At 68.5% G+C, this 20,107-nt stretch carries 17 protein-coding genes; 2 read left to right on the top strand and 15 right to left on the bottom strand.

All coding sequences use genetic code 11. From position 1 onward, the window contains the following. Positions 1–39: 39 nt before the first annotated feature. From lpxC to IQ782_RS22815, 11 genes are all read right to left on the bottom strand, one after another. Positions 40–960, bottom strand: a complete 921-nt coding sequence (gene lpxC / locus IQ782_RS22765) for a UDP-3-O-acyl-N-acetylglucosamine deacetylase (protein ID WP_194136972.1) — start codon at positions 958–960, stop codon at positions 40–42. 267 nt (positions 961–1,227) lie between these two features. Further along, positions 1,228–2,877: a cell division protein FtsZ gene (gene ftsZ / locus IQ782_RS22770; RefSeq protein ID WP_194136973.1), complete on the bottom strand. Its 1,650-nt coding sequence runs from the start codon at positions 2,875–2,877 to the stop codon at positions 1,228–1,230. A gap of 484 nt (positions 2,878–3,361) precedes the next feature. Next, entirely contained in the window at positions 3,362–4,693 is a 1,332-nt protein-coding gene (gene ftsA, locus IQ782_RS22775; protein ID WP_194136974.1) for a cell division protein FtsA, read from the bottom strand. After that, positions 4,693–5,625: a cell division protein FtsQ/DivIB gene (locus IQ782_RS22780; RefSeq protein WP_194136975.1), complete on the bottom strand. Its 933-nt coding sequence runs from the start codon at positions 5,623–5,625 to the stop codon at positions 4,693–4,695. Before IQ782_RS22780 ends, ftsA begins: the two co-directional genes overlap by 1 nt. After that, the gene (locus IQ782_RS22785) at positions 5,613–6,527 is read right to left on the bottom strand and encodes a D-alanine--D-alanine ligase (RefSeq protein WP_420832686.1); all 915 of its coding nucleotides are present in this window, start codon (positions 6,525–6,527) and stop codon (positions 5,613–5,615) included. The genes IQ782_RS22780 and IQ782_RS22785 overlap by 13 nt, the downstream gene beginning before the upstream one ends. Positions 6,528–6,734: 207 nt before the next feature. Further along, positions 6,735–7,664 carry a UDP-N-acetylmuramate dehydrogenase gene (gene murB, locus IQ782_RS22790; RefSeq protein WP_194136977.1) on the bottom strand — a complete coding sequence of 310 codons (930 nt, stop codon included), beginning with the start codon at positions 7,662–7,664 and terminating at the stop codon, positions 6,735–6,737. Positions 7,665–7,715: 51 nt separating this feature from the next. Further along, positions 7,716–7,961 carry a DUF2484 family protein gene (locus tag IQ782_RS22795; RefSeq protein WP_194136978.1) on the bottom strand — a complete coding sequence of 82 codons (246 nt, stop codon included), beginning with the start codon at positions 7,959–7,961 and terminating at the stop codon, positions 7,716–7,718. Positions 7,962–8,149: 188 nt separating this feature from the next. Next, on the bottom strand, positions 8,150–8,377 hold the full coding sequence (locus tag IQ782_RS22800; RefSeq protein WP_194136979.1) for a hypothetical protein: 228 nt from the start codon (positions 8,375–8,377) through the stop codon (positions 8,150–8,152). Positions 8,378–8,390: 13 nt separating this feature from the next. Next, positions 8,391–9,788, bottom strand: a complete 1,398-nt coding sequence (gene murC, locus IQ782_RS22805) for a UDP-N-acetylmuramate--L-alanine ligase (RefSeq protein ID WP_194137049.1) — start codon at positions 9,786–9,788, stop codon at positions 8,391–8,393. Between the two features lie 32 nt (positions 9,789–9,820). After that, on the bottom strand, positions 9,821–11,023 hold the full coding sequence (locus IQ782_RS22810; RefSeq protein WP_194136980.1) for a UDP-N-acetylglucosamine--N-acetylmuramyl-(pentapeptide) pyrophosphoryl-undecaprenol N-acetylglucosamine transferase: 1,203 nt from the start codon (positions 11,021–11,023) through the stop codon (positions 9,821–9,823). 155 nt (positions 11,024–11,178) lie between these two features. Further along, positions 11,179–12,345, bottom strand: coding sequence for a peptidoglycan glycosyltransferase FtsW (locus tag IQ782_RS22815; protein WP_194137050.1), 1,167 nt, complete (start codon positions 12,343–12,345; stop codon positions 11,179–11,181). Between the two features lie 164 nt (positions 12,346–12,509). Between IQ782_RS22815 and IQ782_RS22820 the strand changes: the two genes are divergently transcribed. Continuing rightward, positions 12,510–13,688: a BaiN/RdsA family NAD(P)/FAD-dependent oxidoreductase gene (locus IQ782_RS22820; RefSeq protein ID WP_194137051.1), complete on the top strand. Its 1,179-nt coding sequence runs from the start codon at positions 12,510–12,512 to the stop codon at positions 13,686–13,688. 68 nt (positions 13,689–13,756) lie between these two features. Then, on the top strand, positions 13,757–14,425 hold the full coding sequence (locus tag IQ782_RS22825; RefSeq protein WP_194136981.1) for a hypothetical protein: 669 nt from the start codon (positions 13,757–13,759) through the stop codon (positions 14,423–14,425). 21 nt (positions 14,426–14,446) lie between these two features. On the opposite strand, the gene murD is transcribed toward IQ782_RS22825, so the two are convergent. The 4 genes from murD to IQ782_RS22845 all read right to left on the bottom strand — a co-directional run bounded on the left by murD (position 14,447) and on the right by IQ782_RS22845 (position 20,082). After that, positions 14,447–15,850, bottom strand: a complete 1,404-nt coding sequence (murD, locus tag IQ782_RS22830) for a UDP-N-acetylmuramoyl-L-alanine--D-glutamate ligase (protein ID WP_194136982.1) — start codon at positions 15,848–15,850, stop codon at positions 14,447–14,449. A gap of 210 nt (positions 15,851–16,060) precedes the next feature. Next, positions 16,061–17,143, bottom strand: coding sequence for a phospho-N-acetylmuramoyl-pentapeptide-transferase (gene mraY / locus IQ782_RS22835; RefSeq protein ID WP_194136983.1), 1,083 nt, complete (start codon positions 17,141–17,143; stop codon positions 16,061–16,063). Between the two features lie 18 nt (positions 17,144–17,161). Continuing rightward, the gene (locus IQ782_RS22840) at positions 17,162–18,592 is read right to left on the bottom strand and encodes a UDP-N-acetylmuramoyl-tripeptide--D-alanyl-D-alanine ligase (protein ID WP_194136984.1); all 1,431 of its coding nucleotides are present in this window, start codon (positions 18,590–18,592) and stop codon (positions 17,162–17,164) included. Continuing rightward, positions 18,589–20,082 carry a UDP-N-acetylmuramoyl-L-alanyl-D-glutamate--2,6-diaminopimelate ligase gene (locus tag IQ782_RS22845; RefSeq protein ID WP_194136985.1) on the bottom strand — a complete coding sequence of 498 codons (1,494 nt, stop codon included), beginning with the start codon at positions 20,080–20,082 and terminating at the stop codon, positions 18,589–18,591. The genes IQ782_RS22840 and IQ782_RS22845 overlap by 4 nt, the downstream gene beginning before the upstream one ends. Positions 20,083–20,107: the final 25 nt, after the last annotated feature.

Here is a 20,107-nt window from a genome sequence, read left to right on the forward strand (position 1 = left end):
GCAAAACGCCTTAACGGCGATTTGAGCGGCGCGGCGCTGTCAGGCAACCGCGGGGATCTCGTCGCGTTCGACGCCAGCGCCGGGAAGGCGCGCGGACATCTGCGCGTCGCAGACGGTCAGGCGATAGGCATCGGGATCCGCAAACAGCGCGTGAAGCAGCTTGTTGGTGATCGCATGCCCGGCCTTGAAGCCGGTGTAATGCCCGAGAATCGGTGCACCGGCGGTATAGAGATCGCCAAGCGCGTCGAGCATCTTGTGGCGCACCGCCTCGTCGGCGTGGCGCAGGCCGCCCGGCGAGAGCACCTTGGCGCCATCGACAACCACGGCATTCTCGTAGGTGCCGCCGAGGGCGAGGCCATTGGCCTGCATCGCATCGACATCCGCCTGGCGGCAGAAGGTACGACTGTCGCAGAGCTCGCGCACGAAGGAGCCGTTGCCAAGGTCGATCGACTTGTCCTGGGTGCCAATCGCGGCATCGGCGAAATCGATGTGGAACTCCATCGTGGTGCCCTGCCCCGGCGACAGCCGGGCCCAGCCGCCGGGGGTCTGCACCTCGACGGTTTTCAGCACCTCGATGGCGCGCACGGGCGCGCGAAGTTCGCGCACGCCGCGGGCCAGGATCGCGCGCACGAAGGGCGCGGCAGAGCCGTCGACGATCGGAACCTCGGGGCCATCGATCTCGATCAGCGCGTTGTGGATGCCGCAGCCGGCGAGCGCGGCCATCACGTGCTCGATGGTCGAGACGGAAACACCTGCGCGGTTCTTGATGAGGGTGCAGAGCGGCGAGATCTCGACCGCATCGAAGCGGGCGGGAACGAGAGCGTCACCGATTTCGATGTCCGTGCGCTTGAACCAGATACCGTGCTCGGCAGCAGCCGGGCGAATGGTCATCCGGACAGGCGCGCCGGAATGAAGGCCCACGCCCTGGAAGCTCACTGCACTGCGGATCGTCGTTTGCACTTTGGTCACCTTTGATTGGAGCGCCCCTCCCCACTGGCGCGCACCTTTGCTGCAAGGGAGATACTCACAGGGGGCGAAAGTCTCAAATCAAGTATTGCAACGAAGTGAAACATGCGGGTTTCCTAATGGGCGAAAGCCCGCTCCCCATCCAGATCTCCACCGTAAATAACTGTAAAATAAAGAAAAACGCCCACTCTTGCGAGCGGGCTTTTCGGCGTTTGGGGCTTAAATTATGACCCCCGCGCGAGACCGCACGGGGGAAAACCGTCAGTTGGCCTGGCGGCGCAGGAAGGCCGGGATTTCGATCCGATCCTGCTCGGGGGCTTCTTCCGGAGCCGGAGCCGGGGCCGGACGCTGGGCCTGCATCGGCGGCTGGCGGCGGGCCTGCGGCGCGGCCGGTGCGGCCGGTTGCGGCTGTTGCTGCTCGTGGCCGTGGTGACCATTGCCGGTCATCCGATTGATCAGCGAGTTGATCCCGAAGCGCGGCTTCTCGGCTTCCGGCGCACGCTGCGGTTCGGACTGCGGGCGCGCCGCGGCGGCCTGACCCGGACGGTTGTTGCGCGCGGCCGCGGCCTGCAGGCGCTTCATCGTGTCGGCCGAGGGCTGGCCAGGAGCGCGCGGGGCCACGAAGGTGTCGGGCGCGGCATCCAGAGACGCAGGTTCGGGGTGACGCTGCACCGGCTGCGGGCGGTAAGCGGGCGGCGGCAGACCGTCTTCGGTCTCGACCACTTCCTGCTCGAAGCCCTGCGCATGGCCGGGCATCTCGCCGAAGAGCGAGGGCTCTTCCTCTTCGTAGGTCGCCTGGGCAGCCACCGGAGCAGGCTGCGCTGCCGGCTGTGCCGCGACAGGCTGCTGTGGCGCGGGTGCGACCGGGGCGGCCTGCTCTGCCGGCTGCTGCGCCAGAGGCTGTGCCAGCGGACGGCGCGGCACGGGGATTTCCAAATGCGAGGACGAAGCGTCGATGCCGGTCGCCACAACCGAGACGCGCATCCGGCCTTCCATCGTGTCGTCGAGCGTCGAGCCGACGATGATGTTGGCGTCCGCGTCCACTTCCTCGCGGATGCGGTTGGCGGCCTCGTCGAGTTCGAACAGGGTCAGATCGTGGCCACCAGTGATGTTGATCAGGACGCCCTTGGCGCCCTTGAGGCTGATCTCGTCAAGCAGCGGGTTCGCGATGGCCTTTTCGGCCGCCTGGATGGCGCGGTCTTCGCCGTCCGCCTCGCCGGTGCCCATCATGGCCTTGCCCATCTCGTCCATCACGGCGCGCACGTCCGCGAAGTCGAGGTTGATCAGGCCCGGACGGACCATCAGGTCGGTCACGCCCTTGACGCCTTGGTAGAGCACGTCGTCCGCGAGGCTGAAGGCCTCGGTGAAGGTGGTCTTCTCGTTGGCCAGGCGGAACAGGTTCTGGTTCGGAATGATGATCAGCGTGTCCACGACCTTCTGCAGGTGCTCGACGCCATCTTCCGCCTGGCGCATGCGCTTGGCGCCTTCGAACTGGAAGGGCTTGGTCACCACGCCGACGGTCAGCACACCCAGCTCACGCGCGGCCTGCGCGATGATCGGGGCCGCGCCGGTGCCGGTGCCGCCACCCATGCCGGCGGTGATGAAGCACATGTGCGCACCCGCGAGGTGATCGACGATCTGCTCGATGCTCTCCTCGGCAGCGGCCGAGCCCACCGACGGGCGGGCGCCCGCGCCGAGGCCCTCGGTCACCTTCACGCCAAGCTGGACCTTGGCGGTCGACAGGCTCTGCTGCAGCGCCTGCGCGTCGGTGTTGGCAACCACGAAGTCCACGCCTTCGAGTTGCTTGGTGATCATGTTGTTGACTGCGTTGCCACCAGCGCCGCCGACGCCGAATACGGTGATCCGGGGCTTCAGCTCTTCCTGGCCGGGCATCGAGAGATTGAGTGCCATGTGATGTTCCGCCTGTCGTTTATGACTTGTTTCGCGCCTGTCCTGCGCCTTGGGTCAATTATTACCGAGATCCTAGGGCTTGGTCACGTAAAAAACACAGATCCACCACGAAATATGGCTTTTGGATTGACTATCCGCGCGAGATTTCGCCCGTTTCTACCAAGTCTTGCGTGCGCAGCCAGTGACAGCACAACAAGACCCGAGAACGGCCTCCGTTCGCAGCGGCCGAATCCGAATCTCTTTAACTATGTGCGGAGATGCCTGCTCGCCTCTCCTTGCCCGCGTCTGGCGCGCGGGTTTCCATCCCACTTATCAAATCCGGTGCAGCACGTCACCCCGAACTCTTCGTGAACAGCGTGAAAAGCCCCCAAGGGCCAGCGACTTGCCACGCGCCACGACGGCACGCGGCACGCGCAGCCTGCCCGTCAGCGCCGGGGGGATCAGGTCAGCGGCGCGCCGCCCCTGCCCCATCCGGCAGGCAAGCTCACCAGTTGTCGCGGAACCACTTCACTGCTTTCATGATCGACTTCGACGAGTAGCGCTCGATCGGGATCTCGAAGTCCCACCACTCATCCTGCGGATGCGCCGCGAAGAGGCACATGCCCACCGCCGAGGCAAAGCCCGGCCCGGTCACCGCCTGCGGCAGCCCGTGCACGCGCATCGGGCGGCCCAGGCGCACCTGGCTGCCGAGGATGCGGCTCGCGAGCCCGTCGAGGCCCGGGATCTGGCTGGCCGCGCCGGTCAGCACGATCTGCTGGCTCGGCAGGTGCTCGAAGCCCGCCGCGTCGAGGCAGGCGCGCACCTCCTCGAGGATCTCCTCGACCCGCGGCCGCATGATGCCGATCAGCTCGGCGCGGCTGACCTGGCGCCGGTCGTGGTGCCAGTCGCCGGTGTCGCCCGAGATCTCGATCATCTCGCGGTCGTCCATGCCGGTCGCATGCACCCCGCCGTAGAAGGTCTTGATCCGCTCGGCCATCGCCATGGGGATCTGCAGACCCATCGAGATGTCGCCGGTGACGTGATCGCCGCCCATGGGCACCGCGTCGCCGTAGATCATGTGCTTCTTCATGAAGATCGACACGCCGGTGGCGCCGCCCCCCATGTCGATGCAGGCCGCGCCCAGCTCCTGCTCATCCTCGACCAGAGCCGCAACGCCCGACACATAGGCCGAGCTGGCGATGCCCGCGAGCTCGAGATCGCAACGCTTGACGCAATGGGCAAGGTTCTGGATCGCCTGCGCGTTCACCGTCAGCATGTGCATGTCGCAGGTCAGCTCGCGGCCGATCTGGCCCCGCGGATCGCTGAGGCCCGAGCGGTGGTCGAGCGCGAAGTTCACCGGCTGCGCGTGCAGCACCTCGCGGCCGTTGCCGACGTCGGGAACATCGCAGGCCGAGAGCACCCGCGCCACGTCCTGTTCGGTCACCATCGATCCCTCGATGCTCACCTTGCCATCAAGGCCGTAGCTGCGCGGCTCTGCGCCGGAGAAGCAGGCGATGACATGGTCGACCCGGATGCCCGCCATCTTCTGCGCCGCCTGCACCGCGGTGCGGATCGCGCGCTCGGTCTCGGTCATCGCGGCGATCTCGCCGAAGCGCACCCCGCGCGATCGCGTGGTCGCCGCGCCGATCACCCGAAAGCCGGCCTGACCGGCCAGCGAGCCGACGCCGCTGTCGGTGCCGCGCTCGGTGCCGTCGAACCGCAGCACCAGGCAGGCGATCTTCGAGCTGCCGACGTCAAGGACCGCGACCACCCCGCGCTGCATCGCCGCCTTGCGCATGTTGCGCATCGCACGCTGGGACTCGTAAAGCTCGAACATTATCGTTTTTCCCCGGTCTCGATGGCCTTGATCCGCCAGTATTCCTGTGCCGCGGCATCGTGCAGCCGCAGCGTCGGACGCTGCGCCAGCCGCAGGTCCACAGCCGCGATGTCGCGCGAAAGCATGTCGACGGCGCCATCCATCGCCATCGCCCGCTCGAGCGCCTGAACAGCGCCCTCCTCGGGCAGCAGGATGCGCTGCCCATGATCCAGAACCACGTCCCAGCGTCGGTTGCCGACGCGCTCGAGCCCGCGCAGCCGTCCCGCCAGCGGCGCGGCAGCGGCGAAGAGCTCGGTCGCCTCGGGCACCCGCGTCTCGGCCCCGGCACCGGCGATCACCGGCAGATCGGAATGCGCGGCGCGCGTGCCTGCCGGGCCGACCAGAACGCCGGTCTCGTCCAGCAGCTCGAGCCCGCGCAAACCGCGCCAGAGCACCACAGGCACGCGCTCGACGATCGACACTTCGAGCACCCCGCCCTGCTTGATCCGCAGGCTTGCCGATTTCACGGCGTCGAGCCCGGCGACGATGCCGCGCATTTCGTCGAGGTCGAGATCGAAGGAACTCAGCGGGAAGTCGAGCGAAAGGATCTCGCGCACATCCGCGGCAACACCCTCGCTGGCCCCGTCGATGGCCATCAGATCCACCCGAAACTCGGGCCGGCTCTCGATCTGGTCGCGCACCGACTCGATGGCCCCGAGGAAGGTCTCGCGATTGCTCTCGTAGGAGAAATACCAGCTGGCACCGCCGACTCCGATCAGGAAGGGCAGGCCGAAGCGCAGCGAGAAGCGGAACAGCGGCGTCAGCATCAGCCGCTCGAGCCTGTACTTCAGGCGCGAGGGCGCGGGATCGGAACGATAGACCTGCGCGCGCGGGCTCTGGCGCTGCGGCGCGCCGGCCTGACCACGCGCGGGGGCGGCTCCTACCTGTCGCATGAGGCATCCTCCACCATCCAGCGGCAGAGCGCGCCGAAGGACATGCCGCAGGCCTGCGCCTGCTCGGGCGCCAGCGAGGTGGGTGTCATGCCCGGCTGGGTGTTGGTTTCCAGCAGCACCAGCCCCTCGAGGCCGCGGCTCTCGTCCCAGCGGAAGTCGGTCCGGCTGAGGCCACGGCAGCCGAGCGCCTTGTGGGCGCGCAATGCGTAGTCGAGGCAGGCGTCGAAGATCTCCTGCGGGATCTCGGCGGGCACCACGTGGCGCGAGCCGCCGGCCTTGTATTTGGCGTCGTAATCGTACCAGCCGTCGGTCAGGATGTCGGTCACCGTCAGCGCACGATCGCCCAGCACCGTCGTCGTCATCTCGCGACCCGGCGCATAGGTCTCGACCATCACCGTCTCGGGCATCTCGTCGGAAAGCTGCGGCGGCTGGTTGGCGCCATCCTTCACCAGATAGACGCCGACCGAACTGCCCTCGTTGTAGGGTTTCACCACGTAGGGCGGGGGCAGCACGTGGCGGGCAGCGACCTCGGCCTTCGAGGCCAGCACGCTGGCGACCACCGGCAGCCCCGCGTCGCGGTAGACCTGCTTGGTGCGTTCCTTGTCCATCGCCAGAGCCGAGGCCAGCACGCCCGAATGTGTGTAGGGGATGCGCGACCACTCAAGCAGGCCCTGCACGCAGCCATCCTCGCCCCAGCGACCGTGAAGTGCGTTGAAAACGACGTCGGGAGACAGGTCCGCAAGCCGCGCAGCCAGATCGGGCCCCGCGTCCAGTTCGATCACCTCAAATCCCTCATTCCGCAAAGCGGCGGCACATTCCCGACCGGAACTCAGCGAGACCTCGCGCTCTGCCGAGGGTCCGCCCATCAATACCGCCACTTTGGGATCTGCCCTGCTCGACATCCCCAAAACCGCCTCGTTGCGCGGGGCTTTGCCCCATCATGCCTGCCGCCGGGGTTGACCCCGGTCAGCCACCCGCGTGCCGCTCAATTCGGCGCGCGGACCTGATTCATCTCGGCGTGCGACCCTGAGTCGTCTTGGGGAACACTGCCGCCTCGTTCATCGCACCCTGCTTGGGGTGCGCGATTATCATTGGAGCGCGTAACGCCCTCAGTTTTCAAGCGGATCGCCGACCCGCATGATTTCCCACTGTAGCTGCAAACCACTGTGTTGGAAAACCCTTTTTCGGACTTCCTCGCCCAGACCCTCAAGATCCGCTGCGGATGCCTCGCCGGTGTTCACCAGGAAGTTGGAATGCATCGGGCTCATCTGCGCCCCACCCCGCGTCGCGCCGCGCATCCCGGCCTCGTCGATGACTTTCCAGGCCTTCAGCTCATGCGTGTCATCCGCGCGTCCGGTCGAGCTGAAGCCCGCCGGGTTGCGGAAGGTCGAACCCGCGGTGCGATCCTTGGTCGGCTGGGTCTCGTCGCGCTTCTTCAGCTGCGCATCCATGCGCGCCTCGAGCGCCTCGGGATCGCCCTGCGGCCCCTCGAAGACCGCCTCGACCACCACCGCCCCCTCGGGCAGCTCGGACTGGCGATATTGCAGCTTCAACTCTGCGGCTGGAATCTTCACCAGCGCGCCCTGACGGGTCACCGCGCGAATCTCCAGCAGGTGGTCGGCGACATAGGTGCCATAGCAGCCCGCGTTCATCCGCACCGCGCCGCCGATGGAGCCGGGAATGGTGCGCAGGAAAGTCAGGTCCACCCCGGCCTGCGCCGCCCGTTTCGCCACATGCGCATCGAGCGCCGCAGCCCCCGCGGTGACGCGCGTGCCCTCGGCCTCGATGCCGTTGAAGCCACGCCCGAGACGGATCACCACGCCGCGCATGCCGCCATCACGCACGATGAGGTTCGAACCGACGCCCATCGGGAAGACCGGCACCTCGGCGGGCAGCGCCGCAAGGAAATCTTGCAGATCCTGCAAATCGGCGGGCTGAAACAGCACCTCGGCGGGTCCGCCGACCCGCAGCCAGGTGAGTTCGGAGAGCGGGCGGCCTGTCGTCAGGCGGCCGCGGACGGGGGGGAGCTGGTCAATCATGACATGCGTTCTGCCGCGTTCCGCGACGCGGGTAAAGGCCCCGCGCGCGGCTCAGGAAACCTGGGCGCGCAACCAGCGCCAGAGATAGAGCAGCGGCCAGCGCAGCACGCTCGCCCCAGCCAGCACGACCAGCAGCGCGACCCATGGTCCGTTCTGCCAGAAGACCCAGCCAAGCAGCGGAAGTCCGAGTGCGATGAGCACGTAGGCCCGCGTCCAGTGGTTATCGCGCGAGGGCAGCATGCCGAGCACATTGGCCAGCACGAGCCAGGCGCAGGCGAGGAAGAGCGAAAGGGTCATGCGGCGCCTCCGGGGAATGAGGCCAGAGTGGCGCAGGCCGGCACAGGCCGCAAGATTTCCGCGGGTCGCGAGCCGGGCGAGCGCCCGCCCGTGGGGTGCCGCTGCAACGGTTGAGATCGGCGCTGCGCGCCAGACCAATCCAGGCGACAATGAACACAGGTGCGATGCCGCCAGCGATTGAACGCCCGTCAGACCAGCATCCCGGTCAGGAAGCGCCGCACCGGCCAGGCCACCAGCAGGCCGCCGCCGGTGCTGGCGAGGATCGCCGCGCTGCCTGTGGGGTCGTGGTGGATCTGCAGCGCCAGCAGCCCGAAGAAGGCCAGTGCGAAGAAGAAGACGAGGCGGCGCAGGATTCCCAGCACCGCCACCGCCGACAGAAGGACAATGACGCCCGCGATGGCCCAGAGGATACTCACGGACGCCCCCGGATCACTTTTCGAGCCGCGCGGGCAGGTTGTTGGCCCAGGCGGAGATCGTGCCCGCACCAAGGCAGACCACCATGTCGCCCGGACGCGCCTGCTCGCGCACCAGCCGCTCGAGGTCCTCCTCCGAGAGGATCGCTCGGGCGTGACGGTGACCGTGGCGGATCAGCCCGGCGACCAGATCGTCGCGGCTCGCACCCTCGATCGGGTCCTCGCCAGCGGCATAGACCTCGGCGATGGCGACCACATCGGCCTCGTTGAAACAGGTGCAGAAGTCGTCGAAGAGCGTGTGCAGCCGCGAGTAACGGTGCGGCTGGTGCACGGCGATGACCCGGCCTTCCGAGGCCTGGCGCGCCGCCTTCAGCACCGCTGCGATCTCCACCGGGTGGTGGCCGTAGTCGTCGATGATCGTCACCCCGTTCACCTCGCCGACGCGGGTGAACCGGCGGTTGACGCCGCCGAAGCTCGCCAGCGCCGAGCGAATCTCGTCGCCGGTCATGCCGAGGTGCCGCGCAACGGCGACCGCCGAGAGCGCGTTAGAGACGTTGTGGTCCCCCGGCATCGGCAGCGTGCAGCCCTCGATCACCTCGCCCTCGGCCTGAAGCGCCACGTCGAAATGGGCCACACCCTTTTCGTAGCGCAGGTTCACCGCGCGCACGTCCGCCTGCGCGTTGAAGCCGTAGGTGGTGACGCGGCGGTCGGTGACGCGGCCGACCAGCGCCTGCACCTCGGGGTGGTCGGTGCAGCACACGGCAAGGCCGTAGAAGGGAATGTTCGAGACGAACTGGTAGAAGCCGTCGCGCAGCTTCTCGATCGAGCCCCAGTGCTCCATGTGCTCGGGGTCGATGTTGGTGACGATGGCGATGGTTGCCGGCAGGCGGTTGAAGGTGCCGTCGCTCTCGTCGGCCTCGACCACCATCCACTCGCCAAGACCGACGCGGGCGTTCGAGCCGTAGGCGTGGATGATGCCGCCGTTGATCACCGTCGGATCGAGCCCGCCGGCATCCAGCAGCGTCGCGACCATCGTGGTGGTCGTGGTCTTGCCATGGGTGCCCGCGATGGCAACGTTGGACTTCAGGCGCATCAGCTCGGCCAGCATCTCGGCCCGGCGCACCACCGGCAGGCCGCGGCGCCGCGCCTCGTCGAGCTCGGGGTTGCCCGGCTTGATCGCCGAGGAGATCACCACCACCTGCGCGTTCTCGAGGTTCTCGGCGCGCTGGCCCTCGAAGACCACCGCGCCCAGCGAGACCAGCCGCTCGGTGATCTTCGAGCACTTGAGGTCCGAGCCCTGCACCGCGTAGCCGTGGTTCAGCAGCACCTCGGCGATGCCCGACATGCCGATGCCGCCGATGCCGACGAAGTGGATCGGGCCGACATCGCCCGGAAGCTTGGTTGCCGGGCTCATGCGTGCGCCTTCCTGCGTGAACTTCTCATCTTTCATCTCTGCCCCGTCTCCTGCTCATACGCCTGTTCTTCTTCGCCGGCGTAATACTCGTCCGGCTCTTCGTCGTATGTATCCTCGGATGCGAACCCTGCCAGTTCCTCGACCATCTGCGCCAGCCCGAGCGCAGCGTCAGGATGCGAGACGGAGAGCGCGGCGCGCGACATCTGCAATGCCCCCTGCGGGTTGCACAGCACCGCCGAGATGGCTTCGGTCATTGCCTCGACCGAGAGCCTGCTCTCGGGAATGCGGATCGCGGCACCGGCGTCGACCAGCCCCTGCGCGTTGACCGTCTGGTGATCCCCCGCCGCCGCCGCATAGGGGATCAGGATCGACGGCCGTCCGATCACCGAGATGTCGGCCACCGACGAGGCCCCAGAACGCGAGATCACCAGCTGCGCCTCGGACATCCGCGCGGGCACGTCGTTGAAGAAAGGCTGCACCTCGGCGTCGATGCCGTGCTCGAAGTAGAACTTGGCCACGCGCTCGCCGTCCTCGTCGCGCGCCTGGTGGCTGATGCGCAGATGGCGCAGCAGCTCCATCGGCAGCCGCTCGATGGCGGGAGGCACCACGTCGGACAGGATGCGTGCGCCCTGCGAGCCGCCGATCACCAGCAGCGACATCGGGTAGTCGCCCGGAGCAATATATCCCGCCCCTGCCCGCTCGCGCACGGCGCCCCGCACGGGGTTGCCGACCGGAATGCCCTCGACCCCCTCGGGCAGCTTCGTGGGCCAGGTGCCGCAGGCGACGGCATCGACCTTGCGGGCGAACTTCTCGTTCACCTTGCCGAGCACGCCATTCTGTTCGTGGATCATCGAGGGCAGCTTCAGCAGCCGCGCCGCGCCGAGCGCCGGGATCGACGGGTAGCCGCCGAAGCCGACCACCACGTTCGGCCGGTCCCGGCGGAAGCGCCGCGCCATCGACAGCACACCCTTCGCCACGCGCAGGGGCACCATCGCCTTTGACAAAATGCCGCCCCGCGCGAAGGTGGCCGAGGACACCTCCTCGATCTCGGTGGAATGCGGGAAGCCGCCGGTGTAGCGCGCGCCGCGCGCGTCGGTCGAGAGCTTCACCCGCCAGCCGCGGCGCAGCATGATTTCGGCCAGCGCCTGCGCCGGGAACATGTGCCCGCCCGTGCCGCCGGCCGCGATGACCAAAAGCGGCTGTTTGCCTTGGCCTGATCCGCCGTGTTGCGCCATGTGCTCGACCTCGTTCCTGCGCGGGGTCTTGTGCCCCGCTGGTTCAGCTCATCACCACGCCGGCACTCACCTCGTGACTCGGGCGCCGTGACACTTTTCGCGCCCGTCTATCGCAGCGGGGGGTGGCGCGAAAGCGCCGCTGTCCCCCGCGCCGATCAGCGCATCCTTGCGCGCAGGATCTCGCCGATTTCGCCCTGAGGACGGCTGCGGGTGAAGGCCAGCAGCATGCCCACGGCAATACCCCCCGCGATCAGCGACGAGCCGCCGTAGCTGACGAAGGGCAAGGTCATGCCCTTGGCCGGCAGCAGGCGCACCGCAACGCCCATGTTGATCATCGCCTGCACGCCGAACATGGCCGCCAGGCCGGTGCCGGCAAGCCGGATGAACGGGTCGCGCTCGCGCATCAGGCGCAGCATCGAGCGCACCACCACCGTGGCGTAGAGCGCGAGGATGACCAGCACCAGCACCAGCCCGTATTCCTCGGCGGCCACCGCGATGATGAAGTCGGTATGGGCATCCGGCAGCGACCATTTCACCTGCCCCTCCCCCACGCCGACGCCGAAGAAACCGCCCTCGCGGATGGCATTGGTGGCATAGCCGAGCTGGGTGGTGGGATCGACATCCGGCGTCAGGAAGCCATCTATACGGCGGGCGAAGTGCTCGGAGTTGTTGTAGGCGAAGGTGCCGCCCAGCACCACGAGCCCGGCAAGACCGAGCAGCAGGAACATCGGCGCGCCGCCGACGAACCACATCACGCCCCAGCCGAAGAGCACCAGGCAGGCCTGGCCGAAGTCGGGCTGCAGCGCCAGCGTGATGACGATCGCGCAGGTCAGACCGAAGGACCAGCTCTTGCCCGGCGGGCCGCCGATCTCCTGGCTCGCGGCCATCAGCCAGGCGGCGACCACGGCGAACACCGGCTTGAGGAATTCCGAGGGCTGCACCGAGGCGAAGCCCAGCGAGTACCAGCGCACCGCGCCCTTGCCGAAGTCGGTGCCGAGAAAGGGCAGCGCCAGCAGCGACACGAAGGCCACCCCGAAGCCGATCACCGCAACGCGGCGCACCATCACCGGGGTCATCATCGAGGTGAAGAACATGGCGGTCAGTGCCAGCCCGCCGAAGAAGGCCTGCCGCTGCACGTAGTGGAAGGGCGCGAAGCCGTTGCGCTCGGCCAGCGGCGGCGAGGCCGCGAGCCCCAGCAGGATGCCGACTCCGAAGAGCATCAGCACGCAGGACAGAGACCACCTGTCCACCGTCCGCCACCACTTGGGCAGGACAGGTTCGCCATCGCGCACGGAGACCGCGCCGTAGACCATTTCCGTCATGGGAATACCGCTCAATTTGCCTGATCGCCCGGGTTGTCCCGGATCTTGCGGCGAGGCTAGCACCTGCGCTGCCCTTTGGGAAGAGCGCGGGGCGCCGCGGACCGGGCGACATGCCGCATCCGCCCACCCTTGCGGCGCGACACGATCCGGTGTTTCAGGGCGCCATGCAGATCAAGACGCTCATCCTCGGCGCCGGCGCGGCCGGCCTCATGTGCGCGGCCCATGCGGGCGCGGGCACGCTGGTCATCGACCATGCCCGCGCGCCGGGCGAGAAGATCCGCATCTCCGGCGGCGGGCGCTGCAACTTCACCAACCTCGGCACCGAGCCCGCGCGCTTCCTGTCGCAGAACCCGCATTTCTGCAAATCGGCACTGGCGCGCTACACGCAGTGGGATTTCATCGAGCTGGTCTCGCGCCACAACATCGCCTGGCACGAGAAGACGCTCGGCCAGCTCTTCTGCGACGGCAAGGCGACGCAGATCGTCGCCATGCTGCTGCGCGAGATGGAAGCGGCGGGGGCCGAGCTCTGGCTGCAGACCTCGCTGCGCGAGCTGACCCACGCGAACGGAATCTATACCGCCCGCCTCGAGCGTGACGGGCGCGAGACGGTGATCCGCGCGCAGACCCTCGTGGTTGCCACCGGTGGGCGCTCGATCCCCAAGATGGGCGCCACGGGCCTTGCCTACGACATCGCGAAGCAGTTCGGGCACGCTCTGGTGCCCCCCCGCCCCGGCCTCGTGCCACTGACCTTCCCCGAGGGGCGCTTCGCCGATCTCGCCGGGGTCGCCCTGCCCGCCCGCGTCACCGCGGGCGGCACCAGCTTCGACGAGGCGCTGCTCTTCACCCACCGCGGGCTTTCCGGCCCGTCGATCCTGCAGGCGTCGAGCTACTGGCACGAGGGCGAGGAGATTTGTGTCAACCTCTCCCCCGCCATCGATCCGGCCGCCCACCTGCGCGCCGCGCGCAAGGGTGCCGGCAAGCGGTCGCTGACCACCGAGCTGCGGCAGATACTGCCCGAGCGGCTGGTCGGCCATCTCGCCGATCACCTCGACCTCTCGGGCAATCTCGCGGACCTGTCGGACACGCGCGCCGAGGCGCTCTCTCAAGCGCTGCGCAACTGGACCCTGCGGCCCTCGGGCTCCGAGGGCTGGCGGACCGCCGAGGTCACGCTCGGCGGGGTCGACACAGACGGGCTGGACAGCAAGACCATGGCCTCCAAGACCGTGCCCGGGCTGCATTTCATCGGCGAGGCGGTGGATGTGACCGGCTGGCTTGGCGGTTACAATTTCCAATGGGCCTGGGCCTCGGGCGCGGCAGCCGGGCGGAGCATCGCCGCGGGCTGATTCCGGCCTCTTGAATTTGTCACCCGTCCGTTACATTTTGTCATGCGATTGTCACATCAGGCAGCCTCATGGCGTTCACCGACCACCCGACTCTCTATCCCAGCAACTGGCTTCGGGACCTGCACGCGCAGGTGCCGCGCAAGGTGGTGCGCGATTTCTGGAACCGCCTGCGCTACGGCGCGGGAGCACCGCTGTCGGACGAGCTCATCCGGGTCGATGCGCGCGACGTGAACTACACCTACGCCGGCAAGCCGAAGCTGCGCCGCCAGCAGAGCGGCATGATCCTCGGCGGGGACTGGGACCTGCCCCGCCAATCGGTCGAGGACAGCCGCAAGCTGCTGAGTTGCCGCCTGCATTTCGAAGGCGGCACGCCCTGGCGCGACACCCCGCTGTTCCAGAAACTGCTGACCGAGATCGCCGCGGGCAAGACCCCCGACGACTGCGCCACCGAGGAAGAGCTGGTGGCCCGCTACCAGCGCCTTGACGCGGTCTTCGAGGAGACCCGGCGCCGCGGCCGCTTGCTGTCGCGCGCGGAACTGCCCGGCTATTTCCGGCGCGAGCATGGCGGTATCCTCTTGCACGTGGGCCGCGACGGGACGCTGCTGCGCGCCGGCGGCGGCGCGCATCGTTTCGCCATCGCCCGCATCCTGAACCTGCCGAAGGTCCCGGCCCAGCTTGGCGTGGTGCACCCGCAGGCTTTCTACGGCGGGCTGCTCGACCGGCTGCGCGAGGCCTGAGGCCCCGCGCCGGCGCTTCACTCAGAGCGCCGCGCGGACCCTTGCGGCGAAGTCCTCGCCGCGCCTCTCGAAACTGTCGTACTGGTCGAAACTTGCCGCCGCCGGCGCCAGCAGCACCACGTCGCCGGGCTGCGCCTCGGCCCTCGCCTGCGCCACGGCGGTTGCCATGTCGGTGCAGATCTCGGCCTCTACCCCCGGCAATCCCAGCGCGAAACTCGCCGCCTCGCGGCCGATCACATAGGCCTTGGTGACATTGGCCAGCCCCGGCGCCAGGCCCGAAAGCCCGCCCTCCTTCATCAACCCGCCGCAGATCCAGCGGATGTTCTTGAAGGCCAGAAGCGCCTTGACCGCCGCGTCCACGTTGGTTGCCTTGCTGTCGTTCACATAGGTCACCCCGCCTGCCTCGGCGATGATCTGGCTGCGGTGGGGCAGCCCCTCGAAGCTGTGGAAGGCGGCCTCGATCTGGCGCGGCGCCACGCCGAGCGCCCGGCAGGCGGCATAGGCCGCGCAGGCGTTCTGATGGTTGTGTGCCCCCGGCAGCCCCTTGACGGTGCGCAGGTCGATCGATGCCACCTGCCGCCCCTTGCGCCATTCGGTCAGGAAGCCCTTGCGGGCAAACACCAGCCAGCCCGGCCCGCCGAGCTTGCTGCCCGAGGATACCCGGATCACCCGGTCGTCCGCCGCCCCCTCGGAAAGCTGGTTGGCCAGATAGCGCCCTTCCTGCTCGTCCACGCCGATCACGCAGCGGTCCGGCCCGCCCTCGGCGAAGAGCCGGCGCTTGGCGGCGAAATAGCCGCCCATGCCGCCGTGCCGGTCAAGATGGTCGGGCGAGAGGTTGGTGAACACCGCCACGTCCGGCGTCAGCGCGCGGGCAAGGTCGGTCTGGTAGCTCGACAGTTCCAGCACCACGATGCCGCCGTCGCCCGGCGGATCGATGTCGAGCACGCCGCGGCCGATGTTCCCGGCGAGCTGGCTCTCGCGGCCCGAGGCCCGCAGGATGTGGTCGATCAGCGCCGAGGTGGTCGATTTGCCGTTCGAGCCGGTCACCGCAACCACCCGCGGCGCGACGTCGAACATGTCCCAGCCCGAGCCCGCGCCGGCCAGCGACCGGAAGAACAGGCCGATGTCATTGTCCACCGGCACCCCCGCCTCCCAGGCGGCGGCGATCACCGGGTTCGGCTCCGGAAAGAGATGCGGGATTCCCGGCGAGACCACCAGCCAGTCGACACCGTCAAAGCCGCCTGCCCGGACCAGCTCGCGGCTCTCGAAGCCCTCGGCCTCGGCGGTCTCGCGCGCGCCGGCATTGTCGTCCCAGACCAGCACCGTGGCCCCGCCCTCGCGCAGCGCCCGCGCCGCCGAGAGGCCCGAACGGCCAAGCCCAAGCACCGCGACGGTGCGCCCCTCAAAGCCGGAAACCGGAATCATGGCAAAGCTCCCATGGCTGCAAATCTTATCGCCCCACGGCTACCCCATCGCGGCTGCGCGCACCAGAGCGCGCAGCTCCGCAGCCAGGCCGTCGGGCGCGGCCCCGCCCCTTCTTCTAGGCAGAAATATCCCGGGGGTGCGGGGGCGGCGCCCCCGCCTTGGCAACCTTGGCGCGGCGGCAGATCTCTGTGAAGAACGTCGCCGCGCGCCTCAGCGCAGTTTCAGCGTCGCGAGGCCGATCAGCGCCAGGATCAGCGAGATGATCCAGAAGCGGATGACGATCTGCGGCTCGGCCCAGCCCTTCTTCTCGTAGTGATGGTGGATCGGGGCCATCAGGAAGACCCGCTTGCCGGTGCGCTTGAAATAGAGCACCTGGATGATCACCGAGAGCGCCTCGACCACGAACAGCCCGCCGACGATGGCCAGCACGATCTCGTGCTTGGTGGCCACGGCGATGGCACCGAGCGCGCCGCCGAGGGCAAGCGAGCCGGTGTCCCCCATGAACACCGCTGCGGGCGGCGCGTTGTACCACAGGAAGCCGAGCCCGCCGCCGATCAGCGCGGCGGTGAAGATCAGGATCTCGCCGGTGCCCGGCACGTAGTGCACATCGAGATACTCGGTGAAGTCGGTGCGGCCCACGGCGTAGGCGATGATCCCCAGCGTGCCGCCTGCGATCATCACCGGCATGATGGCGAGCCCGTCGAGCCCGTCGGTCAGGTTGACCGCATTGGCGGCGCCGACGATGACGATCATGGCGAAGGGGACGAACAGCCAGCCGAGGTCCAGCAGCGCGTTCTTGAACACAGGGAAGGCCAGTTGCCCGGTCAGATCTGCCGGGTGCAGCCAGGCCGCCCAGGCGGCGGCGAGTCCGGCGATCAGAAAGCCGATCAGCAGCCGCACCTTGCCCGAGACCCCGTCGGTGTTCTGCTTCTTCACCTTGGCGTAGTCGTCGGCAAAGCCGATGGCGGCGTAGCCCATGGTGACGAAGAGCACCATCCAGACAAAGCCGTTGTCGAGCCGCGCCCAGAGCAGCGTCGAGGTCAGCAGCGCGCCAACGATCAAGAGCCCGCCCATGGTCGGCGTGCCGGCCTTGACGAAATGCCCCTCGGGGCCGTCGGTGCGGATCGGCTGGCCCTTACCCTGCCGCTTGCGCAGCACGTCGATCAGCGGGCGCCCGAACAGGAAGCCGAAGATCAGCGCGGTCAGGAACGCTCCACCCGCCCGGAAAGTGATGTAGCGGAAGAGGTTGAAGACATCGCCGCCATCACTCAGTCCAGTCAGCCAGTAGAGCATGAGCCCCGGTCCTTCTCGTCAGATTGTGGCGGGCGCATGACCCATTTTGCGGATCGCGTCAACCACGCGGGCCAGGGCCATCGACAGCGAGCCCTTGACCAGCACGACATCGCCGGCATCGAGGTCATGGCGCACGCGCGCGGCCATCGCGGTGCTGCTCTCGGCCCAATGACCGCGCTTGCGCTCTGGCAGCGCCTCCCAGAGGTCGCGCATCAGCGGCCCGACGCAATGCACGATGTCGATCTTCGCCATGGCCGGATGGGTCGCGAGCGCCGCGTGCAGCGCATGTTCCTGCGCGCCCAGCTCCTTCATGTCGCCGAGATAGGCGATACGGCGGCCGTGATCGACGCGCCCGATACCGTCCTTGGGCCTCGCCCCGGCCAGCACCTCCAGCGAGGCGCCCAGCGAGGCCGGGTTGGCGTTATAGGCATCGTCGATAAGCTCGAGCGTCAGCTGAGTCTCGACGGGATCGAGGATGATCACCTCACGCAGACCGCGGCCCGCCCCGGCCTCCCATTGCCCGAGCGCGGTGATCGCCATGGCCCGGTCGAGATCGAGCGCGTGCACCACGGCCAGAACGCCCATGGCATTGACCGCGAAATGCCGGCCCGGCACCGCGACCTTGTAGAGCACATGCGTGCGCCACGCCCGGCCCTGCGCCACCGTCGCGGCGTCGCAGACGGTGACCTGCTCGACGCGGTGGTGGTTGCCCGCCGCCTCGCCGAACGAGATGACCTGCGCGGCCCTGGCCCCGGCCAGATCGAGCAGCAGCGGCGAGACCTCGAGATCGCCGTTGACCACGGCGATACCGCCGGGCTCCAGCCCCTCGAAGATCGCCGCCTTCTCGCGGGCGATGCCCTCGAGGCTCTCGAAAGCCGCGAGGTGCGCGGGCGCCACGATGGTGATCATCGCCACGTGCGGCCGCGCCATGCGCGACAGCGGTGCGATCTCGCCGGGGTGGTTCATGCCGATCTCGATGACGGCGAAATCCACGTCGGCAGGCATGCGGGCCAGCGTCAGCGGCACGCCCCAGTGGTTGTTGTAGCTCTTCTCGGCGGCATGGACGGTGCCCTGCGCGTCCAGCACGGTGCGCAGCATCTCCTTGGTCGAGGTCTTGCCGACCGAACCGGTCACCGCCACCACCCGCGCCCGCGTGCGGGCGCGCGCGGCGCGTCCCAGCGCCTCGAGCCCCGGCAGCACGTCATCGACCAGCAGCAGCGGCGCGTCCTCGGGCAGGCCCTCGGGGATGCGGCTGACCAGCGCGGCCGCGGCGCCCTTCTCGAGCGCCTGAGCCACGAACTCATGACCGTCGCGCGCCGCGGTCAGCGCCACGAAAAGGTCGCCCTTCTCGATGCTGCGGGTGTCGATCGAAACCCCGGTGACGCTCCAAGTGCCGATGGCGCGCCCGCCGGTGGCGCGCGCCGCCTCTTCAGAAGTCCAGAGGGTCACAGGCCTCTCCCGTCCAATGCTGCCACGGCGACGCTCGCCTGTTCGACATCGTCGAATGGGTAGATCGTGTCGCCGACGATCTGCCCGGTCTCGTGGCCCTTGCCGAGGATCATCAGGGCATCGCCCGGTTGCAGCATGTCGACGCCGCGCAGGATTGCCTCGGCGCGGTCGCCGACCTCTAGGGCTCCCGGCGCGCCATCGAGCACCTGCGTGCGGATCGACGCGGGGTCTTCCGAGCGGGGGTTGTCGTCGGAGACGATGACCATGTCGGCATGTTCGGTGGCCGCCGCGCCCATCAGCGGGCGCTTGCCCGGATCGCGGTCGCCGCCCGCGCCGACAATGGCGATCAGCCGGCCCATGACGTGCGGGCGCAGCGCCTGCAGCGCTGTCGCGACCGCGTCGGGGGTATGGGCGAAATCGACATAGACCGCCGCGCCGTTGTCGCGCGTCGCGGCAAGCTGCATGCGGCCGCGCACGGTTTCGAGCCGCTCCAGCGCCGGGAAGACCTGCTCGGCCGTGCCACCGCAGGCCAGCGCAAGGCCCGCGGCCAGCGCCGCGTTCTGCCCCTGGAACCCGCCGATCAGCCCCAGCCGCAGCTGCTGCACCGCGCCGCGCCAGTCGAGCCTCAGGTCCTGCCCGGTGGCGTGGAAGCGCTGGCCGAGGATGCGCAGATCGCAGCCCGCCGCCTCGCCGACAGAGATCACCTCCTGGCCGCGGGCGCGGGCGATAGCCATCATGTCGATCCCGCGGGCGTCGTCGATGTTGATCACCGCGATGCCGTCATCGGGCAGAACGCGCGCGAAGAGCCCGGCCTTCGCGGCGAAATACTCTTCGAAATCCGCGTGGTAATCGAGGTGATCCTGAGTGAAGTTGGTAAAGCCCGCCGCCTTCAGCTGCACCCCGTCAAGGCGGCGCTGGTCGAGCCCGTGGCTCGAGGCCTCCATGGCGCAGTGATCCACGCCCGCCTCGGCGGCGCTTGCAAGCGCGCGGTGCAGGGTGATCGGCTCGGGCGTGGTGTGCTTGAGCGGAGCCTGCCAGTCGCCCTCGACGCCGGTGGTGCCGAGGTTGATGGCGCGGAACCCCATGTCCTGCCAGATGTGGCGCAGGAAGGTCGCGACCGAGGTCTTGCCGTTGGTGCCGGTGACCGCGACCGTGACCTCGGGCTGTCCGCCGAACCACAGCGCCGCAGCATAGGCCAGCGCCTGGCGGGGATCAGCGGCGATCACCAGCGCGGCGTTGGAGCCAGCCAGCGCCTCGGCGGCCAGCGCCGCGCCCTCGGCATCGGTGAGGATCGCCGCGGCCCCTTGCTCGAGTGCGGTGGGAATGAAGGCCGCGCCGTGCACCTTGGTGCCTGGAAGCGCGGCAAAGAGATGCCCCTGCGCCACTTCGCGACTGTCCACCGACAGTCCCGTCACCCGCGCCTCGCGACCGGCCCGCGCGGTCAATCCCAGCTCGCTGAGGCTCTTGCCCTCTCCAATGACGGCGCCCATGACGGCCCTTTCAACTTTGTTCTTC

The sequence above is a fragment of the Salipiger mangrovisoli genome (assembly GCF_015223355.1).
Taxonomy (GTDB): domain Bacteria; phylum Pseudomonadota; class Alphaproteobacteria; order Rhodobacterales; family Rhodobacteraceae; genus Salipiger; species Salipiger mangrovisoli.